Below are 21,126 nucleotides of genomic sequence, written 5' to 3'. Positions count from 1 at the left end.
TCGGTGAGTGTAATTGAATTGGAGGCCGATATAAATGAGTGAACATTCCAACCCCGAACTGCCGCCGCTCCCGTACGACTACGACGCCCTCGAACCGTCCATCTCCGAGCAGGTCGTGACGTGGCATCACGACACCCACCACCAGGGCTACGTCAACGGGATCGAAGCCGCCGAGGAGACGCTCGCCGAGAACCGAGAGGCCGGCGAGTTCGGCAGCTCCGGTGGCGCGATCCGGAACGTGACCCACAACGGCAGCGGGCACTACCTGCACACGCTGTTTTGGGAGAACATGGACCCCAACGGCGGCGGCGAGCCGTCGGGCGATCTCGCCGACCGCATCGAGGAGGACTTCGGCTCCTACGAGGGCTGGAAAGGCGAGTTCAAGGCCGCCGGAGGCGCCGCCAGCGGGTGGGCGCTTCTCGTCTACGATCCGGTCGCCGACCAGCTCCGCAACCTCGTCGTCGACGAGCACGACCAGGGCGCCCTGTGGGGCAGCCACCCCATCCTGGCGCTCGATGTCTGGGAGCACTCCTACTACTACGACTACGGCCCCGACCGCGGGAGCTTCATCGACAACTTCTTCGACGTCGTCGATTGGGACAACGTCGCCGAGCAGTACGAGCGAGCCATCCAGCAGTAGCGCCGTAGTCACACCCTCACGCTTCTTTGGGCCGCGTCCGACAGCGGCGACACCGGCCAACGGCCGCTTGATCGATACGCTTTAGCATACTACGCCGTGACAGGCCCCTATGGCCGCCGATGAACAAGAACCGACCGTCAGGCCCGCGGACCCCCCGGGCGATCCGTCGACGCTCAGCCGAGAACCAGGCGACATCGCCGCCGAGTACGAGGCGCTCGCGGCGGATCTCCACGACTCGGTCGCCGGCGACGTCCGGTTCGACGAGTACGCACAGGTGCTGTACGCGACCGACGGCAGCATCTATCAGGCCAGACCGGCCGGCGTCGTCTACCCCGAGGACATCGCCGACGTCCGGGCGGCGGTCCGGACCGCAGTCGAGCACGGAACGCCGATCCTCCCCCGCGGCGCCGGATCGTCGCTTGCGGGCCAGACCGTCGGCCCGGGGTGTGTCGTCCTCGATATGTCCCGCCACATGGACGGGCTGTTGGCCGTCGACCCGGAGACACGGACCGCGCGCATCCAGCCGGGGATCGTCCAGGACGACCTCGACGAGAAACTCGGCGAGTACGGCCTGAAGTTCGCGCCGGACCCGGCGTCGTCGAACCGCTCGACCGTCGGCGGCGGCATCGGCAACAACTCGACCGGCGCCCACTCCGTGCGGTACGGCATCACCGACGCCTACACCGAGGAGATCAAGGCGGTCCTCTCGGACGGATCGCTCCTGCACGCCCGCGAGGTCGTCCTCGACAGCGACGAGTACGACGCGATCGTCTCGAAGGACGACCGCGAAGCGGCGATCTACCGGACGGTCCGCTCGCTCGTCGAGGAACACGACGAGGAGATCGAGGCCCGCTACCCCGAACTCAAACGCCGCGTCAGCGGGTACAACCTCGATCGCGTCATCTACGAGAACGACGACGGCGAGGAGGTCATCAACCTCGCGAAGCTCTACGTCGGCAGCGAGGGAACCCTCGGGGTCATCGTCGAGGCGACCATCGGGCTCGTCTCGGTGCCCGAGGAGACCGCGCTCGTGTTGTACTGCTTCGACGACCTCGTCGACGCGATGGAGGCCGTCCCCGAGGCCCTCGAGTTCGACGTCAGCGCCGTCGAGTTGATGGACGACGAGGTGTTCCGGCTCGCCGCCGAGTCGGACGGCTACAGCGAGTACGTCGAGCCGATCCCCGAGGGAACGGCGGCGGCGCTCATGCTCGAGTACGACTCGGAACTCCACGACGACTTCGAGGCGGCCATCGGGGCGACGAACGACCACTTCGTCGCCAACGGGACGGCCTTCGACGCGATCGAGGCCTACACCGACGAGGCCCAAACGGACATCTGGTCGCTCCGGAAGGCCGCGATCCCGCTTTTGATGAGTCTCGAGGGCGACCCGAAGCCATACCCCTTCATCGAGGACGCGACCGTCCCGCCCGAGGAACTCGCCGAGTACGTCACGGAGTTCGAGGGGGTCCTCGAGGACCACGACACCTCGGCGGCGTACTTCGCACACGCCGGCAGCGGGACCCTCCACATCCGGCCCATCCTGAATCTCAAGACGAACGAGGACATCGAGAAGATGCACTCGATCACGGACGACGTGACCGACCTGGTGTTGAAACACCACGGCTCCTTCTCTGGCGAACACGGCGACGGGATGGCCCGCACCGAGTTCAACCCCAAGATGTACGGCGAGGACCTCTGGGACGCGTTCAAGGAGGTCAAGACCGCCTTCGACCCCGCCTGGGACATGCACCCCGGCAACGTCGTCTACCGGGAGGACGCCGACGACATCGGCCCCGACAGCGACCGCGGCATCGGCGCCGACATGCGGGAGAACCTCCGGTACGGGTCGAGTTACCAGTCGATCGAGCCCCAGACCAAACTCGATTTCTCCGAGGAGGGCGGCTTCTCCGATCTCGTCGAGCTGTGCAACGGCTGTGGGACCTGCAGACAGACCGATGAGAACACGATGTGTCCGACGTTCCGGGCCTCCCGCGAGGAGGTCCAGACGACCCGGGGCCGGGCGAACACGCTCCGGGCCGCCATCAGCGGCGAACTCCCCGAGGAGGAGATCTACTCCGATCGGTTCCAAGAGGAGGTGTTGGACCTCTGTGTCGGCTGCAAGGGATGTAAGTCCGACTGCCCGACCGGCGTCGACTTCGCCAAACTGAAAGCCGAACTCAAACACGACTACCATCAAGAGAAGGGGACGAGCCTCCGCTCGAAGCTGTTCGGCAACGTCGACACCGTCAACGCGATCGGCAGCGCCCTCGCGCCCGTCTCGAACTGGGCCCAGAAGCTGCCGGGGGCCGACCTCGTCGCACAGACGGTCCTCGGTATCGCCCCCGAGCGGGACCTCCCGACGTTCTCGCGTGAGACGCTCACCGAGTGGTTCGAGGCCCGCGGCCCGCGGGTCTCGGAGGCCGAGGCCGACGACCGGGTGATCCTCTTTCCGGACACCTACACGAACTTCAACTACCCCGAGCCGGGCAAAGCCGCCGTCGAACTGCTCGAGGCGGCGAACGTCCACGTCCGCGTCGCCGACCGCGACGACATCGCGGCCAGCGGGCGGGCGGCGTTCTCCATGGGGCTTCTCGACGCGGCCGAATCGCGGGCTAAGACGAACCTCGAGGCGCTGTACCCCTACGTCGAGGACGGCTGGTCCGTCCTGTTCGTCGAGCCCTCCGACGCCGTGATGTTCCAAGACGAGTACGTCGACCTGCTCTCTGACGACCGCGTTGAGGACCTCGCCGTCGCCGCCTACGGCGTCTGTGAGTACCTCAACACCTACCGGGTCACCGACGACGTGGCGTTCGACGCCCCCGCCGAGCACGTGTCGTACCACGGCCACTGCAACCAGAAGGCGCTGAACCGCGACCACCACGCCGCCGCCGCGCTCTCGGCCGCGGGATACGAGGTCGACGCGCTCGACTCGTCGTGTTGCGGCATGGCTGGCTCCTTCGGGTACGAGGACGAACACTACGAGCTCTCGAAGGCCATCGGCGAGATCCTCCACGAGAAACTCGAAGAGAGCCCCGGCGACACGGTCGTCGCGCCCGGGGCATCGTGTCGGTCCCAACTCGCGGACGACGACTTCGAGGGCGAACGGCCCGCCCACCCCGTCGAGAAGCTCCGCGAGGCGCTCGCCTGATCCGCGCCGCGAGCCGCCACGCTTTTAGCCGGAACGACGCCTACCGACCGGCATGCCGCGACCACGCGAGGACTTCGAGGACCTCCGAACGTTCGAGTTCCGCGAGCCGGCGGCGGTCCTCGACGACGAATCGCTCTACACCGTCTACGAGATCGCCCGCCTGCTCCAGGGGCTCGAGCCCGACGCCGAACTCGACCCGAGCACGGAGGACGTCATCCTCGATTGGGCGATCCCGTGGATGCTCGATCACAGCGACGCGTTCGTCTTCGCCGAGCCCGACAGCGACGACGAACCGGGGTACTACGGGCTCCGATGAAGCTTCTCGTCGCCGGAAGCGCGGAGGTCGACGCCGGCAAGACGACGTTCACGACCGGGCTGATCGAGCGAACCGGGGTCCGCGGGTACAAGCCGCGCGCGGGCAACGGCTACTGGTACGAGCAGGACGACTACCGCCGGGCGGTCGAGACGGGGCGGCTCTACGGGAAGGACGCGAGGCGGATCGCGGCCGCGAACCCCGGTTCGGCTCGCCCCGAGGCGATCAACCCGCTGCACCGACTGTGGCTGCCGACGCCCGGGCGGGGAAAGGGGGTCCTCGGCCGCGACGGCCGCCGCTTTCTCTTCGATCGAGTGACCCACGACGGGGACGCGTACGTGGTCAACGGCGGCGTCGAGATCCCGCCGGCCGCCGAACGGGCCTTCCCGCTCGCGGCGGCCCCGGCCGTCGGATCGATCGAAGAGCTCAACGAACTGATGGCCGACCGACACGCCCCGGCGCTCGAGGCGCTGACGGCGGAGATCGACACCCGCGGGTCGGCGATCGTCGAATCGTACGCCGACATCGCCCGCCCGCTGTCGGCGTTCGTCCCCGACGGCGTCGCGGTCGTCGAACCCAGGCGGTGTCGGGTGTACGACGGCGAGCGCTACGCGAAGGCGTGTGAGGTCGCAAGCGGGAGCGCCCACGAGGGCCGACTCGAGGAGCGCGTCGAGCACGTCATCGAGCTCTTAGAGCCCTCGGCGTCGGTCACGCTCCCGGCGCTATCGAGCGAGGAGCGCAGCGACCTCGCCGCCGTCGCCGACGCCTACGAGGCGGCGTACGACGCGCTGTTGGACGCGGTCTGAGCACGCACCCTCACCCCTCGCGTTTGGGCTATCCGGCCTCGCTCCGTTCGGTTTCGGGTTCGGGTTCGCCCCCGGCGCCGACTCGCGCGTTCGCCCGCCCGACCGCCACCGAGAGCGCGAGCGCAACGGCGGCGGTCGCCGCGATGCCGAGGAAGGCCACGCCGACCCTCGTGGCCTCGATCACGTACCCGAAGACCGGCGGGGCGACGGTCCCGGCGATAGAGACGCCGATCGTGATCAGCGCGAAGTTCTTGCCGACGTCGCTGCGCTCGGAGGCGAGATCGGTCAGCGTCGCCCGGGCGGGGCGGGAAACGTCGATCGTCGCCGCGAGCGTCAACACGACCCCGACGGCGATCACGAACGGGAGGACCTCACTCGAGGCGGCGACCCCGAGGACCACGAGCGAGCCGTACCCGACGAAAAGCATCGACATCGGGCCGATCCGGTCGGCGAGATAGCCGCCGCCGAGCAGCACGAACGCCCCGACGACGAACATCGCACTCGCCACGGCGCTCGCCGCCCCGGGATCGAGGCCGTATCCGACGTCGAGAAGCGTCGCGGCGTAGGACCGAACGCCCCAGACCGCGACGCTGTTTGCGAACCAAAGCGCGGTCAAAAGCGGGACGAGCGGCGTCGCGACGAGCGTCCGGCCGTACCGACCGACCCGGCCGGCGGCGCGTTCCAGCCACTCGGCAGCGTCCGTCGCGGCCGGCCGGTCGGCGCCGCCGCGGTTCGCACGTGCGCCCGCCTTCGCCACTGAAGCCGGGACGCGCCGGACGAGCACCGCCGTCGTTGCGGTGTACGCGCCGCCGAGCGCCGCCATCGCGAGAAAGCCGCCGCGCCACCCGCCGCCGAGCGCGACAGAGGCCGGGACGACAGCGAAGGGCACCCCGAGTCCGATCGCGCCGGCGAACCCGTGGACGCTGTATGCCCGCGACCGGTAGGCGTCCCCCGCGGCGGCGGATATGAGCGGGTAGTGCGCGGGGTGGTGTCCGGCGACGCCGAGGCCCATCACGGCGGCGGCGACGAGGAGCCACTCGTAGGTGGGCGCGACAGCGGCGAGGAGACACCCGACCGTTCCGAGCGCGAGCGATCCGACGAGAACGCCGGTGTGGCTGTAGGCGTCCGAGACGTAGCCGAAAGGGAGCTGCCCGGCGGTGATAGCGAGGTTGACGACGCCGAGTACGCCCCCGACGGCCGCCAGCGAGACGCCGAGATCGGCGCGAATCGGCGCGAACGCGGGCGCGAAAAGCAGCAGGTACGAGTGGTTGATGACGTGCGAACCGGAGACGAGCCCCACGACGAGCGGCGCCTTATGCCCCTCCACGGTCGCCCGTTCGTCGTCCCGGGGATAAGCCGGTTCGGTTTCAGTCGGCGCGAACGCGGACGCGGTCGGTCTCGTTTGAGACCGCCGGCACCGATCCACCGGCGCGACGGACGGCGTACCGGAGTCGATCGGGGGCGACGCCGGCCTGCCTCGCGGCGCTTTGGAGGTCCAGTGTTCCCGATCCGTACAGCGTCACCGCGGTCCGCATCGCCTGTTGTTTCATGCCCGATCCGACAGGACGAGGCATTATAATTGTATCGAGAGATAATATACCAACCCATGACCTAATATGCCGATCCACATAAACGACCATTATATTATGCGTCACGCGCCGCGGCGGTCGCTCCCGCGCCTCGCAACGTTTTAGTCCGCGCTACCGCCCTACTCTGTATGGAGCACGCGGACGAACTGTTGGACGTACTGTGCGAGAACGCCCGGTACTCGACGGCCGATCTCGCACGGCTCACAGATCTCGACGAGGCCACGGTCGAGGAGACGATCGCCGAACTCGAGGCCGCGGGCGTGATCCAGGGGTACACGGCCGTCGTCGACTGGGACGCGATCGGCAGCGACCGCGTCCGGGCGCACGTCGAACTCAACGTCACGCTCGATCGCGAGACCAGCTACCGCGACGTCGCCGAACGCCTCGGCGGCTTCCGGGAGGTCCAGGGGCTCCGTTTGGTCTCCGGGGACTACGATTTCGCCCTCGAGGTCGAGGGCGAGAACATGCGCGAGGTCTCGCGGTTCATCAGCGACAAGGTCGCGCCGCTGCCAGAGATCACCCAGACGGTCACGCACTACATCATGGAAACGTACAAACAGGCCGGCCACCGCTTCGACGACGGGGACGACGACGACCGGCTCTCGGTCACGCCATGACGCTCGAGCCCTCCGGTCGGGTCGCCGACGTGCCGCCGTCGGGGATCCGCCGCTTTTTCGAACTCGCCGACGAGATGGACGACGTGATCTCCCTCGGCGTCGGCGAGCCCGACTTCTCGGCGCCGTGGGGCGCCCGCGAGGCCGCGATCACCTCTCTCGAGATGGGCCGGACGTCCTACACCGCAAACCGCGGGAAGCGCGAACTCCGCGAGGCCATCGCCGAGAACGCCCGCCGGTGGACCCTCGAGTACGACCCCGACGACGAGATCCTCGTCACCGCCGGGGCCAGCGAGGCGATCGATCTCGCCTTCCGCGCTCTGGTCGATCCCGGCGACACCGTCGCCGTCGCCCAGCCGTGTTACGTCTCCTACGCCCCGGGGGTCACCTTCTCGGGGGGCGAGGTGCTCGACGTCCCGACCCGGGCCGAAGACAAGTTCGTCCTGACGCGGGAGGCGCTCTCAGAGGCCGGCGCCGAGTCGGCCGACCTGCTCGTGTACTGTTACCCGAACAACCCGACCGGCGCGACGATGAGCCGCGAGGAACTGGCCGAGGTCGCGGGCTTTTGCCGAGAGCACGACGTCGCCGTCCTCTCCGACGAGATTTACGCCGACCTCACGTACGAGGGCGATCACGCCTCCATCGCCGAACTCGACGGCATGCGCGAACGGACCGTCGTGTTCAACGGCTTCTCGAAGGCCTACGCGATGACGGGGCTCCGTCTCGGCTACGCGATGGGCCCCGAGGAGACGATCGCGGCGATGAACCGGATCCACCAGTACACGATGCTCTCGGCCCCGACGACGGCCCAACACGCCGCCATCGAGGCCCTCGAGAACTGCCGCGGCGACGTCGCGGACATGCGCGCCCAGTACGACCGCCGCCGCAACTTCGTCCTCTCGCGGTTCGCGGACATGGGTATCGACTGCTTCGAGGCGACCGGCGCCTTCTACGTCTTCCCGGAGTGTCCCGGCGACGACGCCGAGCGCTTCGCCGAGGAACTGCTCGAGGCCGAGGCGGTCGCGATGGTCCCCGGAACCGCCTTCGGCGCCGGCGGCGAGGGGCACCTCCGGGCGTCGTACGCGACCGGCCTCGACGAACTCAAAGAGGCGATGGACCGCCTCGAGCGGTTCGTCTCGTAGGCGATTCGGGCGATACGGCCGTTAGTTTCACCGTTTTCATATCCCGATTCCGACTGAACCCTTTTTCAGCTACCGACCGAACACGGATGTAATGTCTACCGGCGACTCCGACGACGACGGGTTCGAGACGCCCGGAGCCGCCGCCTCCGACGCCCCCGACGCCGACGCCTCGGAACCGACCCCGGACTCGGATCCGGATCCGGATCCGGATCCTGATCGGGATTCGGAGTCCACCCTGAACCCGGACCCAGACGCGGACGCGGACCTTGACTCTGACTCGGACTCAGATTCGGATTTGGAATCAGGTTCGGATTCGGACCCCCAGGACCCGCCGGTCGCCGTCGGTCGGTACGACTGGGAGGAGTTCAAGCGGGAGTACTACTACGACGACGACGGCGACCCGCCCGAGGGGGAGTCCTTCGACCCCGCGGCGCACCTCGGCTTTCCGCCGGCGGAACTCGGCGACCGACTCGCCGCCGGCGACGACGCCCTCGGCGCGCTCGCCGACACCGTCGAGGAGCGGACCGTCCGGGTCGACCCCGACGTCGACGAGGACGCGTTCTTTTCGAACGACGACGGGACGACGACCGTCGTCACCCGCTACGACCTCGAACGGGCCGTCCCGCAGGAAAAAAAGAGCCACTTCCGGGAGGTCGATCGGTACTGGGTGAACAAGCCCTACGCCTTCGTCGTCGTCTTTCACTCCGAGAAGGAAAACGAAAAGAAGTACTACCTCATCGAGCCGCACCTCTCGCCGCTCGAGGCGGACCTCCGTGAGTTTCTCGTCGGAAAGCTCAAGACCGCGATCAAGTACTCCGACGGCGAGGTCGTCATGCAGGACGGCGAGGACGCCCGCTCGACGGTCATCGAGACCGAGCTTCACAACCTCCTGGAGCGATACGACCTCTACGCCGAGGGGGCACGCCCCGACGACGGCGGCCTCCTCGATCGTGCGCGCCGGCTCGTCGGTCTCGGCGCCGAACCGGACCCCGACGCCGGGGACGACCGGTCCGAACTCCAGGGACACAGCGTCCGCCCCGAACCGGCCGTCCTGGCCGACGGCTCGAAGACGCTCACCGAACACCAAATCGAGAAGCTGCTCTACCTGTTGAAACGGGACTTTATCGGCTTCGAGCGCATCGACGGCATCAAACACGACATCAACGTCGAGGACATCTCCTGTGACGGGTACGACTCGCCGGTGTTCGTCTATCACTCCGAGTACGAACAGATCATCTCGAACGTGTACCACGGCGAGGATGAACTCGACGAGTTCGTCGTCAAACTGGCCCAGCGCTCGGGAAAGGGCATCTCGAAGCGGAGCCCGCAGGTCGACGCGACGCTGCCGGACGGCTCGCGGGCACAACTCACGCTCGGCCGGGAGGTCTCCGATCACGGGACGAACTACACGATCCGGCAGTTCAAGGACGTCCCGCACACGCCGATCGATCTCATCAACTGGAACACGTTCTCCCTCGAGGAGATGGCCTTTCTGTGGCTCAGCATCGAAAACCAGAAATCGCTCGTCTTCGCCGGCGGCACCGCCTCCGGAAAGACGACCTCGCTGAACGCGGTGTCGCTTTTCATCCCGAGCAAGGCGAAGATCGTCTCTATCGAGGACACCCGCGAGGTCGAGTTGCCCCAGCGCAACTGGATCGCAAGCGTCACGCGGCCCTCCTTCAGCGACGGCGACAAGGGCGACGTCGACGAGTTCGATCTCCTGGAGGCCGCCCTCCGACAGCGCCCGGAGTACATCATCATGGGCGAGATCCGCGGCGAGGAGGGGCGAACGCTGTTTCAGGTCATGTCGACCGGTCACACCACCCTGACAACGTTTCACGCCGACTCGGTCGGCGAGGTGATCAAGCGCTTTACGACCGAGCCGATCAACGTCTCGAAGACGATGTTCACCGCGCTGGATCTCGTCTCGATCCAGACGCAGACGCGGATCGAGGATCAAAAGATCAGGCGGAACAAGTCCCTCACCGAGATCAACCACTACGACCCCGAAAACGACGAGATCAACGTCCAGGACGTCTACCAGTGGCAGGCCGGGACCGACGCGTTCCTCCGGATGGGCCAATCGAACACGCTCGAGACGATCGCCTTCGATCGGGGCTGGTCGACCGATCGGCTCAACCGGGAGGTGTTCACCCGCGAACTCGTCCTCGCGTATCTCGTCTCCGAGGGTCTCAACACGTACACGCAGGTCGCGGCGACGCTGCAGGCCTTTATGAACGACCCCGAGAGGATCCTCTCGCTCATCGCGACCGGGGACCTCGAGCGATCCCTGGAGGACCTCCGTGAGATGGAGTCCGTCGAGATCGACATCGACCCGGACAAGGAGGCGATGGTCCCCCGCCCCGACCCGAGCGAGGCGATGCGCGAGCGCGCCGAGGGGATCATCGAGGACGCCGAGTCGCTGCTCGAGGAGTACCGCGACGCCGACGTGGCCGACGGCGTCGCCGACGCCCTCGACATCGCGCCGGCCGAGGACGTCGACGTCTTCGGACCGCAGCCCAGAGGCGCCGCCTCCGGCGGCGACGCGAGCGCCGATACCGGCCTCGAATTCGGCCCACACACCGGCGAGGACCCGGTGACGCCGGACGGCGGCTCGGACGCGGCGGACCCCGACGGAGACGGGAACGAGGACGCGTCGGTCCCCGAGTTCCCCTTCGATGACGGCGACGTCGAGGACGCCGAGTCCGATCCTGACCCCGATCTCGATTTCGGACTGTTCGACCCGCCCGACGAGGACGACACATGAGCGTCCGCTCGCCGTCGCCGGCGTCGACGTCAGCCATCGACGCCCTCGCGGACGCCTTCTTTCCGTTGTACCGACGGCTCTTTGACGACGACAGCGACTTCGTCGGGGACCTCGAACGGAAGCTGACGGAGGCGCGGATCCCACAGACCGTCGAGTTGTACCTCTCGAAGGCGCTGGCGCTCGGGGTCCTCGCCGGGCTCGTTCTGTGGGCGCTCGGGACCGCACTCGGGCTGTTTCTCGTGACGTTCGTCGTCACCGACCCGCCGATCCTGCTCGGGCTACCGCTTCCGGAGCCGTACCTCTCGACCACGAACGCGCTCAAGCTACCGTTTTTCGTCCTCCTCTCGGGGATCGTCTTCGGCGCCGTCGGGTTCGGGGGCGGCTTCGGCGGCATGGTCGCAAAGCCCTACCTCGACGCCGACGCCCGCAAGCGGGAGATCAACGTGTTGCTCTCGGACTCGGTCTCGTTCATGTACGCGCTGTCTGTCGGCGGGCTCAACCAACTCGAGATCATCGAGGCGATGGCGCGGGCCGACGACACCTACGGCGAGGTCGCCCGGGAGTTCCAGTCGATCGTCCTCGAGACCGAGTACTTCGACACCGACTACCGGACGGCGATCCGGAGCCAGGCCATGCAGACGCCCTCCGAGGAACTCAGCCAGTTCCTCACCGACATGCTCTCGATCATCAACTCCGGGGGCGACATGGAGGGCTTTCTCGAGGATCAAAAGGAAAAGCAGATGCGGACGTCGAAACAGGAACAGGAGACCGTCCTGGAGACGCTCGAGCTGTTCGGCGAGATGTACATGACGCTGTCGCTGTTCCCGCTGCTTTTGATCATCATCCTCGTCATCATGTCGATGCTCGGAGAGGCCCAAGACAGGCTGCTGTACGGGACGGTGTACGGGCTGATCCCGCTCGTCGGCGTCGGCTTTCTGGTGTTGGTCTCGACCGTCGTCGCGGACGAGGTCGGCGACGGCTACCTGCGTGCCGACGACGACGAGGCGACCGACGAGTCGAACGGGGTGTTCGGCCTCGGACTGATCGACGCCTACGCCGGCCGCTACCCGATATTCGACCGGATCGAGGCCCGCGAGGGGACCCACGTCACGCTGGGTATCCTCCGGCGTCCGGACCACTTCTTCCGGGATCACCCGCTTGCGACCCTCGCGATCTCGCTGCCCGCCGCGCTCGTCTTGCTCGGGTTCGCCGTCGTCTCCGGGGTTGCGCCGACGAACCTCCAGGCGATGATCGACGCCCCGATCAGGGGCACGTTCTTCTGGCTGTACCTGCCGCTGTACCTCATTCTCGTCCCGCTGACGGTGTTTTACGAGTGGAACGTCCGCTCGCGGCGCTCGATCACGAACGGCCTCTCGGACAACCTCCGGAAGCTCTCCAGTGCGAACGACACCGGCATGACGCTTCTCGAGTCGCTGAAGGTCGTCGCCGACACCTCCTCGGGGCGGCTCGCCAACGAGTTCCGGATCATGTACGCGAAGGTGAACTACGGGACGAGCCTGCGCACCGCGCTCAGGGATTTCAACAACCGGTATCACGTCCCGCGGCTCGCCCGGACGGTCAAGCTCATCTCGAAGGCACAGGAGGCGTCGAGTCAGATCACGCAGGTCCTCTCGACGGCCGCGCAGGCCTCCGAGAACCAAGACGACATCGAGCGCGAGCGGAAGTCCCAAACGCGGATGCAGATGGTCATCATCCTGATGACGTACGTGACGCTTCTGGGCGTGATGGCGCTCCTGAAAGTCGAGTTCCTGGACACGATGGCGGCCCTCGTCGACACGACGGGCGGCGGCGGCGACACCCCCGGGGCGGGCGGCGGGTTCGGCGGTGGTCTCGACATCGACGAGTTGACGATGCTGTTTTTCCACGCCGTCACGATCCAGGGGATCATCTCCGGGGTGATCGCGGGCTACATCCGGGAGGTCTCGATCATGGCGAGCCTGAAGTTCGTCGTCGTGCTGCCGACCCTCGCGTTGGTGGTGTTCATGCTCATATGACGGGCGAGCGAGTCCGAGGGCAGACGACGCTCGATTTCGCCGTCGGCGCGAGCGTCTTCCTGTTGACCGTCGTCTTCGTGATCGCGTACGCGCCGACGCTTTTCGATCCCTTCGCCGGCGGCACGGGGACGAAACTCCTCGTTGCCGACCGCGCGGCGACCTCGCTTTCGGGCGATTTTCTCGCCCCTACGACGGCCGACCCCGGGGTGCTCTCGGTCGGCTGCGTCGGGACGTTCTTCGATGTGACCCTCGCCGACAACGTCCGAGAGGCCGGCTGTGACGCGCCCGCCGACGTAGAGGAGTTCGACGAGCTGCTGTCGCTCGACGGCCGGAACGCGAACGTGACGGTCCACGCCCTCGGCGCGCCGGCCTCGGAGCCGGCGACCCCCGGGTGGATCGACGGCGACGGCCGGCTGACGCGCTCGAACACCGACGCGGCCCCCACAGACGTCGCCGTCGCCACCCGGACCGTCTCGGTCGCCGGCGAACAGTACCGCCTGACCGTGCGGGTGTGGTAGCATGCGGGGCCAGGCACACACCCTCGAGGCGTTCGTCGCCGCCGTGCTCATCGTCGGCGGGCTGATCTTCGCGACGCAGGCGACCGCCGTGACGCCGCTGTCGGCGAGCACGTCGAATCAACACATCGAGAACCAACAGCGGGCGACGATCCAGGGGCTGCTCGCGACGTCGGCCGAGAGCGGAACTCTCACCGAGGCGGTGCTGTACTGGAACGCGAGCGCGGGGCGGTTCCAGGGGGCGTCCGGCGACGATGCGTACGCCACGGCGCCGCCGAACGCCTTCGGATCGGCGCTGCGGGAGACCCTCTCTGAGCGGCGGATCGCGTTCAACGTCGACGTCCGGTACGCGACCGGCGGCGGGACGGCGACGGAGCCGATGGTTTGGATGGGCGAGCCGAGCGACAACGCCGTGACGGCGACCGAAACCGTCGGGCTGTACAACTCCTCGGAGCTCACCGGCGCGGACGCCCGGACCCTCTCGGCGGTCGATAGGTCCGGGGACGACTTCTACGCGCCGAACGTCCACGACGGGCGGCTGTACAACGTCGTCGAGGTGGAGGTGACCGCATGGCGGAAATGAACGACCGCGGACAACTGCTGTTGGTCGCCGGCGTCCTCCTGGCCGTGGTGTTCGTCGCCCTCGCGCTGTTGGTCAACACCGCGATCTACACCGACAACGTCGCGACGCGGGGCGACGACTCCGCCGCCGAGGCGCTCGAGTACCAGGCCGGCGTGACCGACGCGGTCGGCGGGCTGCTTGAGGCCGAGAACCGAAACCCCGAGCACGACACCCGCGCCGACGTCCGCGATGCGGTCGCGAACGGAACCGCCGAGATCGACGCCGTCCAGCGCCGGAACCACCTCAGACGGGCCGCGACGACGAACGTCACCGCGGACGTCCCCGCCGCCGGAACGACGGGTGGGACCCTGATACGGCAAAACGAGTCCGCGCCGCTCGCCGAGTGGAACGTCAGCGACGCCGACGGCGTCAGGGCCTTCGACCTCGCGATCGACGCCGACAGCGTCGGCTCCGACCGGCTCAACGTCACCCTCGGTCCGTCGACGCTTTTCATCGCCGAACGGACGGACACGGACGATCTGACCGTCGCGTTGAACGCCACGGACAACGTGATCTGCGAGACGGACGCGAACGGGACGGTCCGATTCGCCGTCACCGAGGGCCGACTCGACGGGGAGCCGTGTCGGTTCCCGTGGCCGGCCCTCGAGGACGACGACGCCGGCTTCGAGACGAACGGCGATATAAACGGGACGTACGAGCTGACCGTCGCGACGACCGAGGCGATCGAGGGCCCCGGTCCCGATCCCGACGCGTCGACGGCGGTCTACAGCATCGACGCCCTCGACATCCGGATCGTCACGCCGACGGTCCGCTACGAGGCGACGGTGCGCGTCGCGCCGGGGGAGCCGCATGTATAACGACGATCGGGCCGTCTCGGTGACCGTCGGGTACGTGTTGAACTTCGCCGTCGCCGCGCTGTTGATCTCGGGGCTGCTCGTCGCCGCCGGCGGTCTCATCGACAGCCAGACCCGACAGGTCACGAGCGACGAACTGGCGGTCATCGGTCACCAACTCGCCGCCGACCTCTCCGGTGCCGATCGGCTCTCGCGGGCCGGCGACGTCTCGACGCTCGCCGTCCGGAGTGACCTCCCGCGACGGACCGCCGCCGGGGGTTACACGGTCGAGATCGAGACGGACGGCGACCGCGGGACGATCGAACTCCGGACGAGCTCACCCGACGTGACGGTAACGGTGCCGTTCCGAACCGACGCCGCCGTGGCCGACGGGACGGTCGCGGGCGGGCCGGTCCGGATCGATCACGACGGGACCGGACTGGAGGTCCGCCCGGCATGAACGACCGCGGGGTGAGCGATATCGTCGGGTACGTCCTGATCTTCTCGTTGATCATCGCGACCGTCGGCGTCGTCACGACCGTCGGGTTCAGCACGCTCGAGGACAGACAAAGCGCCGAGCGGATCAACAACGTCGAGCGGGCCTTCGACGTGTTCGCCGCGAACGTCGAGGACGTCTACCGCGAGGGGGCTCCGAGCCGGGCGACGGAACTGCGGCTCTCAGGCGGGACGCTCCGGCACGGCGACGTCGTGCGGATCACGGTTGCGGACGCCGACGATCCCTCGCGGAACGTGACGGCCTTTGCCCGCCCGCTCGTCTACGCCGAGGGCGACACCGAGATCGTCTACGCCGCCGGTGCCGTGTTCCGATCCGGCCCCGACTCGTCGGTCATGATCCGCGATCCCCCCTTCAGTTCGGGCGGGCAGACGGCCACGCTTCCGCTCGTCGAAACGTTCCGGACCACGGGCCCACGGACCGTCTCGACGGACGGGACCGTCCGCGTCACGAGCACGGCGCGGGCGATCAACACCACGACGTCGCCGTCGTTCGACGGGGCCGACAGCTACACGGTGACCGTCGAGTCCCCGAGAGCCGGGGCGTGGGCGCGGTACTTCGACTCCCGCGCGTGGGTCGACGACGTCGACGAAACCGACGGCGCCGTCGAGGCCACGCTCGCCTCCGATCGGGTCACAGTACCGCGGTTTCTGATTCGCCTCCGGCTGTCGGGGTGATCAGCCGTCGAGTTCGACCTCGATCGGGTTCTCGGAGACGTGGAGGTACGTGAGCGTCCGATCGCCGCCGACGACCTGGTACCCGTCGAGTTCCTCCGCGCCCGTGACGTCGGTCGGGTTGCCGTTGAGTCGGACGCTGTCGCCGACGACGGCCCCGTCTATCTCCGCGTTCCCGTTGAGGAACACGGACGACTTCGGCGCGTATACGAGGCCGGTGAACTGGACGTCGCCGTTGAGACGGACGGTCCTGTCGTCGCCGTCGTCGCCGTCCTCGTTGCCGTCGCCCTCCTCGCCCGCGTCGGAGTGGACGAGTACGGAGAACTGATCCGCGCTCCCGTCCGCGTTGACACTAACCTCGATGTCGTCGTCGTCGTCGTCGTCGTCGTCGTCGCCGCCCATCGTGACCTCGTCGTACACGTAGAACGTGACGTCCCCGGACCCGTTGACGTCGATATCCGTGCCCCCGTCGTCGTCGCCTTCGACGTCGAACCCGCCGTCGACGACGACCGTGATGTCGCCGTCGCTCGTGTCGAACGTCCTGTCGCCCTCGATCTCCACGCCTTCCGATACGTACGCGCCCTCGGGCACCGTTTCGTTCTCCGGGAACTGATCGCAGCCGCAGGCCTCGTGTTGTGCTTCGACCTCGGGGCTGACCGACGGCGCGACGACGTCGTCCCGCCACGAGTCGGGCACGTCACCGCCCCTCTTCACGATCCCCCTCGCCGTGACCGGCGCGTCGGCTTCGATCTCGAAGGGGACGACGAGGGTGACCTCGATCGCGCCGTCGTCGCCGCAGGTCTCCTCGAGGATCCCCTGTGAGCGCTGCTCGAAGAACGACTCCCAGCCCGAGCAGTAGCGGCTCTCGACGCGAACGACGATGGTCCCGTTGTCGAGCGGGTTCGACCGGTTGGTCCCCTCGATCGGGTACCAGTCCGTCGCCGGCCCGCCCGCCCGGACCGTTCCCCGAACGTCGCCGCTCGCCCGCCCGTCGCCGCTCGCCCGCCCGTCGCCGTTGACGGTCATTATCGGGAAGGTGAGCGTCTCGAGGCGGTAGTGGTACTCCGGCGGCGAGATCATCCGGGACCACCCGTCCTGTCGCTCCCAGACGCCCCCGCCCTGGTAGGCGATCTCCCTGTCGCCGGCCCGGTAGACGACCGCGCCGAGCGAGGTGCTGTTGAGCTCCGTCCGGTTCCCGCCATCGGACTCGAGAAACAGGGTCACGTTCCCGGCGTCCGGGTCGACGCTCATCTCCCCCTCTGAGAGCCGGCCCATCGCGAACCGCTGGTCGCCGGACTCGCCGAGTCCGACGAGGCTGGCCTTCGAACTGAACTGCGACATCGCGTTTTCGGTCTGCGATCGCTCGGCGTCCGCGCGGGTGTCGCTCAGCACCGCCCCGCCCGCGATGAAAAGCGTCGTCACCGCCGTCACCGTGATCCCGAGGAGCAAAACGACGCCGACGGGACTGGAGACGCCACGGTCGCTCATTCCTTACGGTTCGCTTCGGCCGGGTTTCAACGTTGGCCCCGACTCGCCGCTCGATACCGACGCGGGTCACCCGAAGAACCGGCCGTCTCCGGCGGGCGATCAGCCGGTGTGTGGCCGATCCCCGGGCGATCCACCCACGAGATTGAATAGGGTGGCCGCTTTGAACCCGGTATGGACACCGATACCGACGAACTCCTGGCGTCGTTGACCCCCCGCGAGGAGAACTCGGCGATCAAAACCTACCAGAACACCGTCTCCGTCGCCTGTCCGGCGTGCGACGAGCCCTTCGACGATCTGGTCGTCTGCAAGCAGAACCCGACGAGCCTCAACCTCTCGAAACAGCTCGATCTCTGCGTCGGCGTCGAAGACGAGCAGGCGTTTATTTTCACACACAAGCCCTGAGACGCCGGTTCAGGCATCCGACCGGTCGTCCTCCGCTGGATCGGCCCACGGTCCGATCCCCCAGACCCGACCGAGCGTCCAGCCGAACAGAAGCGGCGTCACGACCGCCAGCCCGCCGATCCCGACGTAGCGCGCCGGCGGCGGTTCCAGCGCCAGGTACAGCAGATACGCCGCCCCGAAGAACGGCCACGCGGCCCCGAAGGCCGATCGCAGACGATCGTACATACGTCCCTCTCGGCGCGGCGCACCCTCAACGTTGTGACGCCCCCGACGGTTTATATGCGATCCCGGGAGCACCGACGGTACGGGGATCGACACCGCACGAACCATACTCGACCGCCTCGAAGCGACCCCGGTCGCGGCGATGGCCCCGAACGAGCGGTACACGATCGCGGTCGAACCGCACGCCGAGTTGGCGATCGAGACGGTCGCGCCGGCCCGCTTCAGCGTCGGGCACCCCCGACGGGCGGGCGGACCAACGGACGGACCCGGAGGTGGTCTTCCGGACCGAGCGCGGCGGGTGGGTCCCGATCGCGTTCAGGAAGCGCCCGTCGATCCGCCGCTACGACGCGACCGGCACCGATCGCCTCGCGCCGCTTGCCGCGTGTACCCGTCGGCTCCGGGAGCGCGGCTTTGTCGCCGCCGCGGGCGATCGCGGATGAGAGCGCCGACCCCGTCCAGAGGCCGCGCGTCGGCTCTCTCCGGTCCCGGGCTATGTGCGCTTCGGATCACATTCGCGTCGCGTCCGCCGACCGATCCCGCGATCGGATCGAATAAATGTCGCGCTTGCCCGTAATTTTAAGTAAATCCACGCTATTTGAAAATTACGCAATGGGAAGTCAGCGACGGTATCGGGAACCAAACACCGACGACGTCACCGAACGCGCCACGGCGTTGGCAAACGCCGTGTGCCGCGGGTTCCGAGCGCACGACCGGGGGGACCGAGAGGCCGCGATCGACGCCTTCAGGACGGTCGATTCGGCACAGTTCCCGCGGTTGTCCGATACGGAAGCCCGCGAGGCCGCCACGGCGTACGTGAACGCCCTCTTCGAGAAGGACAACGTCGAACTCGGACATCTCAAATCCGGCGCGTTCGACACGGGGCGTCTCGCGGACGCCGACTGGGGTTCGGTCTCGACGCAGTTCCGCGTGCGCGCCTCGCTCGTCGGTATGGATCCGGAGTACGCGGCGGACTCGACGCTCGGGTGGAAGCGTCACAAGATCGGCGGCGACTACTGGACGCCCCTCCAGCGGGCGCAGATGTACGAACTCAGGGCGGCGCTCGAGGACCCCTCGTACCCCCGAAAGCCGAAGGACGGTCGCTCCGGGTTCGGCCCGGAGCCGATGCGGTACGTGACCGCCGTCGAGCTACACGACATGCACACCGAAGGACACTGGCGGCAGGCCGAACGCGTCATGACGCCGTACTTCGAGCGAATCCTCCGGAGCCACGCCGATGAGTAAGGGGCTCGATCCGGATCTGATCCGCGGCCCGATAACGAACGGCTTTACGCCGACCGCGGAGTCCGACAGCGACGAGTCGATGACCGTGTTGGTCGTCGACGACGATCCCTCGATGGCCGACCTGACGGCGACGTACCTCGAGCGCGAGTCGCCGGCGTTCGATCCGATCCGGGAGACGACCGCCGCCGACGCGCTCGAGCGGCTCGGGGAGGCCGACGCGATCGTCAGCGACTACGACATGCCCCAGACGGACGGCCTCGAGTTCCTCGAGATGGTCCGGTCGCGGCGGTCCGAACTCCCCTTTATCCTCTTTACCGGCCGCGGCAACGAGGAGATCGCGAGCGAGGCGATCTCGGCGGGCGTCACCGACTACCTCCAGAAGGACGGCGACTCGAGTACGTACTCCGTGCTTGCGAACCGCCTGAAGAACTCGATCGACCGCTACTGGGCGATGGAGACGCTGTACCGGTCCGAAAAGCGGTTCAGCAGACTCGTCGAGAACTCCTCGGACGTGATCACGATCATCGACGAGAACGCCCGATTCACGTACGTCTCGCCGTCGGCGACAGACATCCTCGGGTACGAACCCGAGGAGCTGACGGGCGAGTTCATATTCGATTACGCACACCCCGAGGACCGCCAACACGCCATGGAGGAGTTCTTCGGGGCGATCGAGGACCCCGACGTCGAACCCGTCGTGAACTTCCGGTTCGAACGCCCCGACGGCACGGTCCTGACGCTCGAATCCCGCGGGCGGAACCTCCTCGATGACGACGTCATCAACGGGTTCGTCGTGAACAGCCGCGACGTCACCGAAACGAAGGAGCGCGAACGCGAGCTCGAACGGCAAAACGAGCAGCTCCGGAACATCAAGCGGACGCTCTCGCACGACATCTCGAATCACCTCACCGTCGCCGACGGCGCGCTGCAGCTGTACCGAGAGGCCGACGACGCCGACCAACTCGACCGCGTCGACACCTGTCTGTCCCGCATCGACGAGCTCCTCGAGAACGTGCTGTCGTTCTCCGAGCAGGGGACCTACGACCTCGATGCCGAGGCCGTCCCGCTGCGCGAGGCCGTCACCGACGCGTGGTCCGTCATCAGCGCCGAGGACGCCGAACTCCGCCTCAGCGAGTCGAAGCGGATCGAGGCCGACCCGAGCCACCTCAAACAGCTCCTCGAGAACCTGTTTACGAACGCCGTCGAGCACAACGACGGGCCGGTTTGCGTCTCCGTCGGGACGTCCGAGGACGCCGTCTACGTCGAGGACGACGGGGCCGGCATCGATCCCGGCATCGCCGACGAGATCTTCGAGTCGGGGTACTCGACGGACCCGAACAAGGCCGGGTTCGGGCTGGCGATCGCCGAGCGCGTCGTTCGGAGCCACGGCTGGGAGATCGCCGTCAGCGAAAGCGAGGCCGGCGGCGCGCGCTTCGAGATCACCGGCGTCGAGTTCCTGCCGGAACTGCACGAGTGAGGCGTTCGAAGCACGCCGTGCGGCCTGGGGTGTCACCACACGAAACGCATACCGGCGGAACACGAGTTTGAGGAGACGAACCGAACGAACGGACTCGCCGGGACTGAGCAAACCCGGAGGGTTTGCGAGGGTCGGCGAGCCC

The 21,126-nt window shown here is 67.6% G+C and carries 21 protein-coding genes; 17 read left to right on the top strand and 4 right to left on the bottom strand.

Going from position 1 to position 21,126, the window contains the following annotated elements; genetic code table 11:
- Nucleotides 1-34: 34 nt before the first annotated feature.
- The 4 genes from sod to Q0916_RS01475 all read left to right on the top strand — a co-directional run bounded on the left by sod (nucleotide 35) and on the right by Q0916_RS01475 (nucleotide 4,907).
- Nucleotides 35-640 (top strand): superoxide dismutase, encoded by a 606-nt coding sequence (gene sod, locus Q0916_RS01490; RefSeq protein WP_299233386.1) that lies wholly within the window; start codon nucleotides 35-37, stop codon nucleotides 638-640.
- A gap of 109 nt (nucleotides 641-749) precedes the next feature.
- Nucleotides 750-3,788, top strand: coding sequence for an FAD-binding and (Fe-S)-binding domain-containing protein (locus Q0916_RS01485; protein WP_299233383.1), 3,039 nt, complete (start codon nucleotides 750-752; stop codon nucleotides 3,786-3,788).
- Nucleotides 3,789-3,840: 52 nt separating this feature from the next.
- Nucleotides 3,841-4,104, top strand: coding sequence for a DUF5827 family protein (locus Q0916_RS01480; protein WP_299233380.1), 264 nt, complete (start codon nucleotides 3,841-3,843; stop codon nucleotides 4,102-4,104).
- A complete protein-coding gene (locus Q0916_RS01475; RefSeq protein WP_299233377.1) occupies nucleotides 4,101-4,907 on the top strand; it encodes an ATPase in 807 nt (268 codons plus the stop codon). Before Q0916_RS01480 ends, Q0916_RS01475 begins: the two co-directional genes overlap by 4 nt.
- 28 nt (nucleotides 4,908-4,935) lie before the next feature.
- On the opposite strand, the gene Q0916_RS01470 is transcribed toward Q0916_RS01475, so the two are convergent.
- Nucleotides 4,936-6,234 carry an MFS transporter gene (locus Q0916_RS01470; RefSeq protein ID WP_299233375.1) on the bottom strand — a complete coding sequence of 433 codons (1,299 nt, stop codon included), beginning with the start codon at nucleotides 6,232-6,234 and terminating at the stop codon, nucleotides 4,936-4,938.
- 40 nt (nucleotides 6,235-6,274) lie between these two features.
- On the bottom strand, nucleotides 6,275-6,457 hold the full coding sequence (locus Q0916_RS01465; protein WP_299233373.1) for a hypothetical protein: 183 nt from the start codon (nucleotides 6,455-6,457) through the stop codon (nucleotides 6,275-6,277).
- A gap of 167 nt (nucleotides 6,458-6,624) precedes the next feature.
- On the opposite strand from Q0916_RS01465, the gene Q0916_RS01460 reads away from it, so the two are divergent.
- The 9 genes from Q0916_RS01460 (at nucleotide 6,625) to Q0916_RS01420 (ending at nucleotide 16,156) form a co-directional block, all read left to right on the top strand.
- The gene (locus Q0916_RS01460; RefSeq protein WP_299233371.1) at nucleotides 6,625-7,113 is read left to right on the top strand and encodes an Lrp/AsnC family transcriptional regulator; all 489 of its coding nucleotides are present in this window, start codon (nucleotides 6,625-6,627) and stop codon (nucleotides 7,111-7,113) included.
- Complete coding sequence (locus tag Q0916_RS01455) at nucleotides 7,110-8,252, top strand: pyridoxal phosphate-dependent aminotransferase (RefSeq protein WP_299233368.1); 1,143 nt, start codon at nucleotides 7,110-7,112, stop codon at nucleotides 8,250-8,252. Before Q0916_RS01460 ends, Q0916_RS01455 begins: the two co-directional genes overlap by 4 nt.
- Nucleotides 8,253-8,343: 91 nt before the next feature.
- The gene (locus Q0916_RS01450; RefSeq protein ID WP_299233364.1) at nucleotides 8,344-11,019 is read left to right on the top strand and encodes a type II/IV secretion system ATPase subunit; all 2,676 of its coding nucleotides are present in this window, start codon (nucleotides 8,344-8,346) and stop codon (nucleotides 11,017-11,019) included.
- Nucleotides 11,016-13,034, top strand: coding sequence for a type II secretion system F family protein (locus Q0916_RS01445; RefSeq protein ID WP_299233360.1), 2,019 nt, complete (start codon nucleotides 11,016-11,018; stop codon nucleotides 13,032-13,034). The genes Q0916_RS01450 and Q0916_RS01445 overlap by 4 nt, the downstream gene beginning before the upstream one ends.
- On the top strand, nucleotides 13,031-13,552 hold the full coding sequence (locus Q0916_RS01440) for a DUF7287 family protein (protein ID WP_299233357.1): 522 nt from the start codon (nucleotides 13,031-13,033) through the stop codon (nucleotides 13,550-13,552). Before Q0916_RS01445 ends, Q0916_RS01440 begins: the two co-directional genes overlap by 4 nt.
- A 1-nt stretch (nucleotide 13,553) precedes the next feature.
- A complete protein-coding gene (locus tag Q0916_RS01435; protein ID WP_299233354.1) occupies nucleotides 13,554-14,132 on the top strand; it encodes a DUF7288 family protein in 579 nt (192 codons plus the stop codon).
- Nucleotides 14,120-14,989, top strand: a complete 870-nt coding sequence (locus Q0916_RS01430; RefSeq protein ID WP_299233351.1) for a DUF7261 family protein — start codon at nucleotides 14,120-14,122, stop codon at nucleotides 14,987-14,989. The genes Q0916_RS01435 and Q0916_RS01430 overlap by 13 nt, the downstream gene beginning before the upstream one ends.
- On the top strand, nucleotides 14,982-15,425 hold the full coding sequence (locus Q0916_RS01425; RefSeq protein ID WP_299233348.1) for a DUF7266 family protein: 444 nt from the start codon (nucleotides 14,982-14,984) through the stop codon (nucleotides 15,423-15,425). The genes Q0916_RS01430 and Q0916_RS01425 overlap by 8 nt, the downstream gene beginning before the upstream one ends.
- Nucleotides 15,422-16,156, top strand: a complete 735-nt coding sequence (locus Q0916_RS01420) for a DUF7289 family protein (RefSeq protein ID WP_299233345.1) — start codon at nucleotides 15,422-15,424, stop codon at nucleotides 16,154-16,156. Before Q0916_RS01425 ends, Q0916_RS01420 begins: the two co-directional genes overlap by 4 nt.
- On the opposite strand, the gene Q0916_RS01415 is transcribed toward Q0916_RS01420, so the two are convergent.
- On the bottom strand, nucleotides 16,157-17,641 hold the full coding sequence (locus tag Q0916_RS01415; protein ID WP_299233343.1) for a DUF7289 family protein: 1,485 nt from the start codon (nucleotides 17,639-17,641) through the stop codon (nucleotides 16,157-16,159). It abuts the gene before it with no gap.
- 171 nt (nucleotides 17,642-17,812) lie between these two features.
- On the opposite strand from Q0916_RS01415, the gene Q0916_RS01410 reads away from it, so the two are divergent.
- Nucleotides 17,813-18,043 carry a DUF7385 family protein gene (locus tag Q0916_RS01410; protein WP_299233341.1) on the top strand — a complete coding sequence of 77 codons (231 nt, stop codon included), beginning with the start codon at nucleotides 17,813-17,815 and terminating at the stop codon, nucleotides 18,041-18,043.
- A gap of 9 nt (nucleotides 18,044-18,052) precedes the next feature.
- On the opposite strand, the gene Q0916_RS01405 is transcribed toward Q0916_RS01410, so the two are convergent.
- On the bottom strand, nucleotides 18,053-18,268 hold the full coding sequence (locus Q0916_RS01405) for a hypothetical protein (RefSeq protein ID WP_299233339.1): 216 nt from the start codon (nucleotides 18,266-18,268) through the stop codon (nucleotides 18,053-18,055).
- Between the two features lie 269 nt (nucleotides 18,269-18,537).
- On the opposite strand from Q0916_RS01405, the gene Q0916_RS01400 reads away from it, so the two are divergent.
- The 3 genes from Q0916_RS01400 to Q0916_RS01390 all read left to right on the top strand — a co-directional run bounded on the left by Q0916_RS01400 (nucleotide 18,538) and on the right by Q0916_RS01390 (nucleotide 20,984).
- A complete protein-coding gene (locus Q0916_RS01400; RefSeq protein ID WP_299233337.1) occupies nucleotides 18,538-18,705 on the top strand; it encodes a hypothetical protein in 168 nt (55 codons plus the stop codon).
- Between the two features lie 169 nt (nucleotides 18,706-18,874).
- The gene (locus Q0916_RS01395) at nucleotides 18,875-19,507 is read left to right on the top strand and encodes a hypothetical protein (RefSeq protein WP_299233335.1); all 633 of its coding nucleotides are present in this window, start codon (nucleotides 18,875-18,877) and stop codon (nucleotides 19,505-19,507) included.
- Nucleotides 19,500-20,984: a PAS domain S-box protein gene (locus Q0916_RS01390; RefSeq protein WP_299233334.1), complete on the top strand. Its 1,485-nt coding sequence runs from the start codon at nucleotides 19,500-19,502 to the stop codon at nucleotides 20,982-20,984. Before Q0916_RS01395 ends, Q0916_RS01390 begins: the two co-directional genes overlap by 8 nt.
- Nucleotides 20,985-21,126: the final 142 nt, after the last annotated feature.

Origin of the sequence: Natronomonas sp., assembly GCF_028274965.1 — an archaeon.
GTDB lineage: Archaea > Halobacteriota > Halobacteria > Halobacteriales > Haloarculaceae > Natronomonas.
Note: the sequence above shows the minus strand (reverse complement) of the source record. Positions and strands in the feature narration are given on the sequence as shown.

Coding starts and splice junctions, on each gene's coding strand:
- Q0916_RS01405 (WP_299233339.1), bottom strand. CDS start 18,268: ATGTACGATCGTCTGCGATCGGCCTTCGGGGCCGCGTGGCCGTTCTTC.
- Q0916_RS01420 (WP_299233345.1), top strand. CDS start 15,422: ATGAACGACCGCGGGGTGAGCGATATCGTCGGGTACGTCCTGATCTTC.
- Q0916_RS01455 (WP_299233368.1), top strand. CDS start 7,110: ATGACGCTCGAGCCCTCCGGTCGGGTCGCCGACGTGCCGCCGTCGGGG.
- Q0916_RS01450 (WP_299233364.1), top strand. CDS start 8,344: ATGTCTACCGGCGACTCCGACGACGACGGGTTCGAGACGCCCGGAGCC.
- Q0916_RS01475 (WP_299233377.1), top strand. CDS start 4,101: ATGAAGCTTCTCGTCGCCGGAAGCGCGGAGGTCGACGCCGGCAAGACG.
- Q0916_RS01445 (WP_299233360.1), top strand. CDS start 11,016: ATGAGCGTCCGCTCGCCGTCGCCGGCGTCGACGTCAGCCATCGACGCC.
- Q0916_RS01430 (WP_299233351.1), top strand. CDS start 14,120: ATGGCGGAAATGAACGACCGCGGACAACTGCTGTTGGTCGCCGGCGTC.
- Q0916_RS01410 (WP_299233341.1), top strand. CDS start 17,813: ATGGACACCGATACCGACGAACTCCTGGCGTCGTTGACCCCCCGCGAG.
- Q0916_RS01440 (WP_299233357.1), top strand. CDS start 13,031: ATGACGGGCGAGCGAGTCCGAGGGCAGACGACGCTCGATTTCGCCGTC.
- Q0916_RS01480 (WP_299233380.1), top strand. CDS start 3,841: ATGCCGCGACCACGCGAGGACTTCGAGGACCTCCGAACGTTCGAGTTC.
- sod (WP_299233386.1), top strand. CDS start 35: ATGAGTGAACATTCCAACCCCGAACTGCCGCCGCTCCCGTACGACTAC.
- Q0916_RS01460 (WP_299233371.1), top strand. CDS start 6,625: ATGGAGCACGCGGACGAACTGTTGGACGTACTGTGCGAGAACGCCCGG.
- Q0916_RS01395 (WP_299233335.1), top strand. CDS start 18,875: ATGGGAAGTCAGCGACGGTATCGGGAACCAAACACCGACGACGTCACC.
- Q0916_RS01465 (WP_299233373.1), bottom strand. CDS start 6,457: ATGAAACAACAGGCGATGCGGACCGCGGTGACGCTGTACGGATCGGGA.
- Q0916_RS01425 (WP_299233348.1), top strand. CDS start 14,982: ATGTATAACGACGATCGGGCCGTCTCGGTGACCGTCGGGTACGTGTTG.
- Q0916_RS01415 (WP_299233343.1), bottom strand. CDS start 17,641: ATGAGCGACCGTGGCGTCTCCAGTCCCGTCGGCGTCGTTTTGCTCCTC.
- Q0916_RS01435 (WP_299233354.1), top strand. CDS start 13,554: ATGCGGGGCCAGGCACACACCCTCGAGGCGTTCGTCGCCGCCGTGCTC.
- Q0916_RS01485 (WP_299233383.1), top strand. CDS start 750: ATGGCCGCCGATGAACAAGAACCGACCGTCAGGCCCGCGGACCCCCCG.
- Q0916_RS01390 (WP_299233334.1), top strand. CDS start 19,500: ATGAGTAAGGGGCTCGATCCGGATCTGATCCGCGGCCCGATAACGAAC.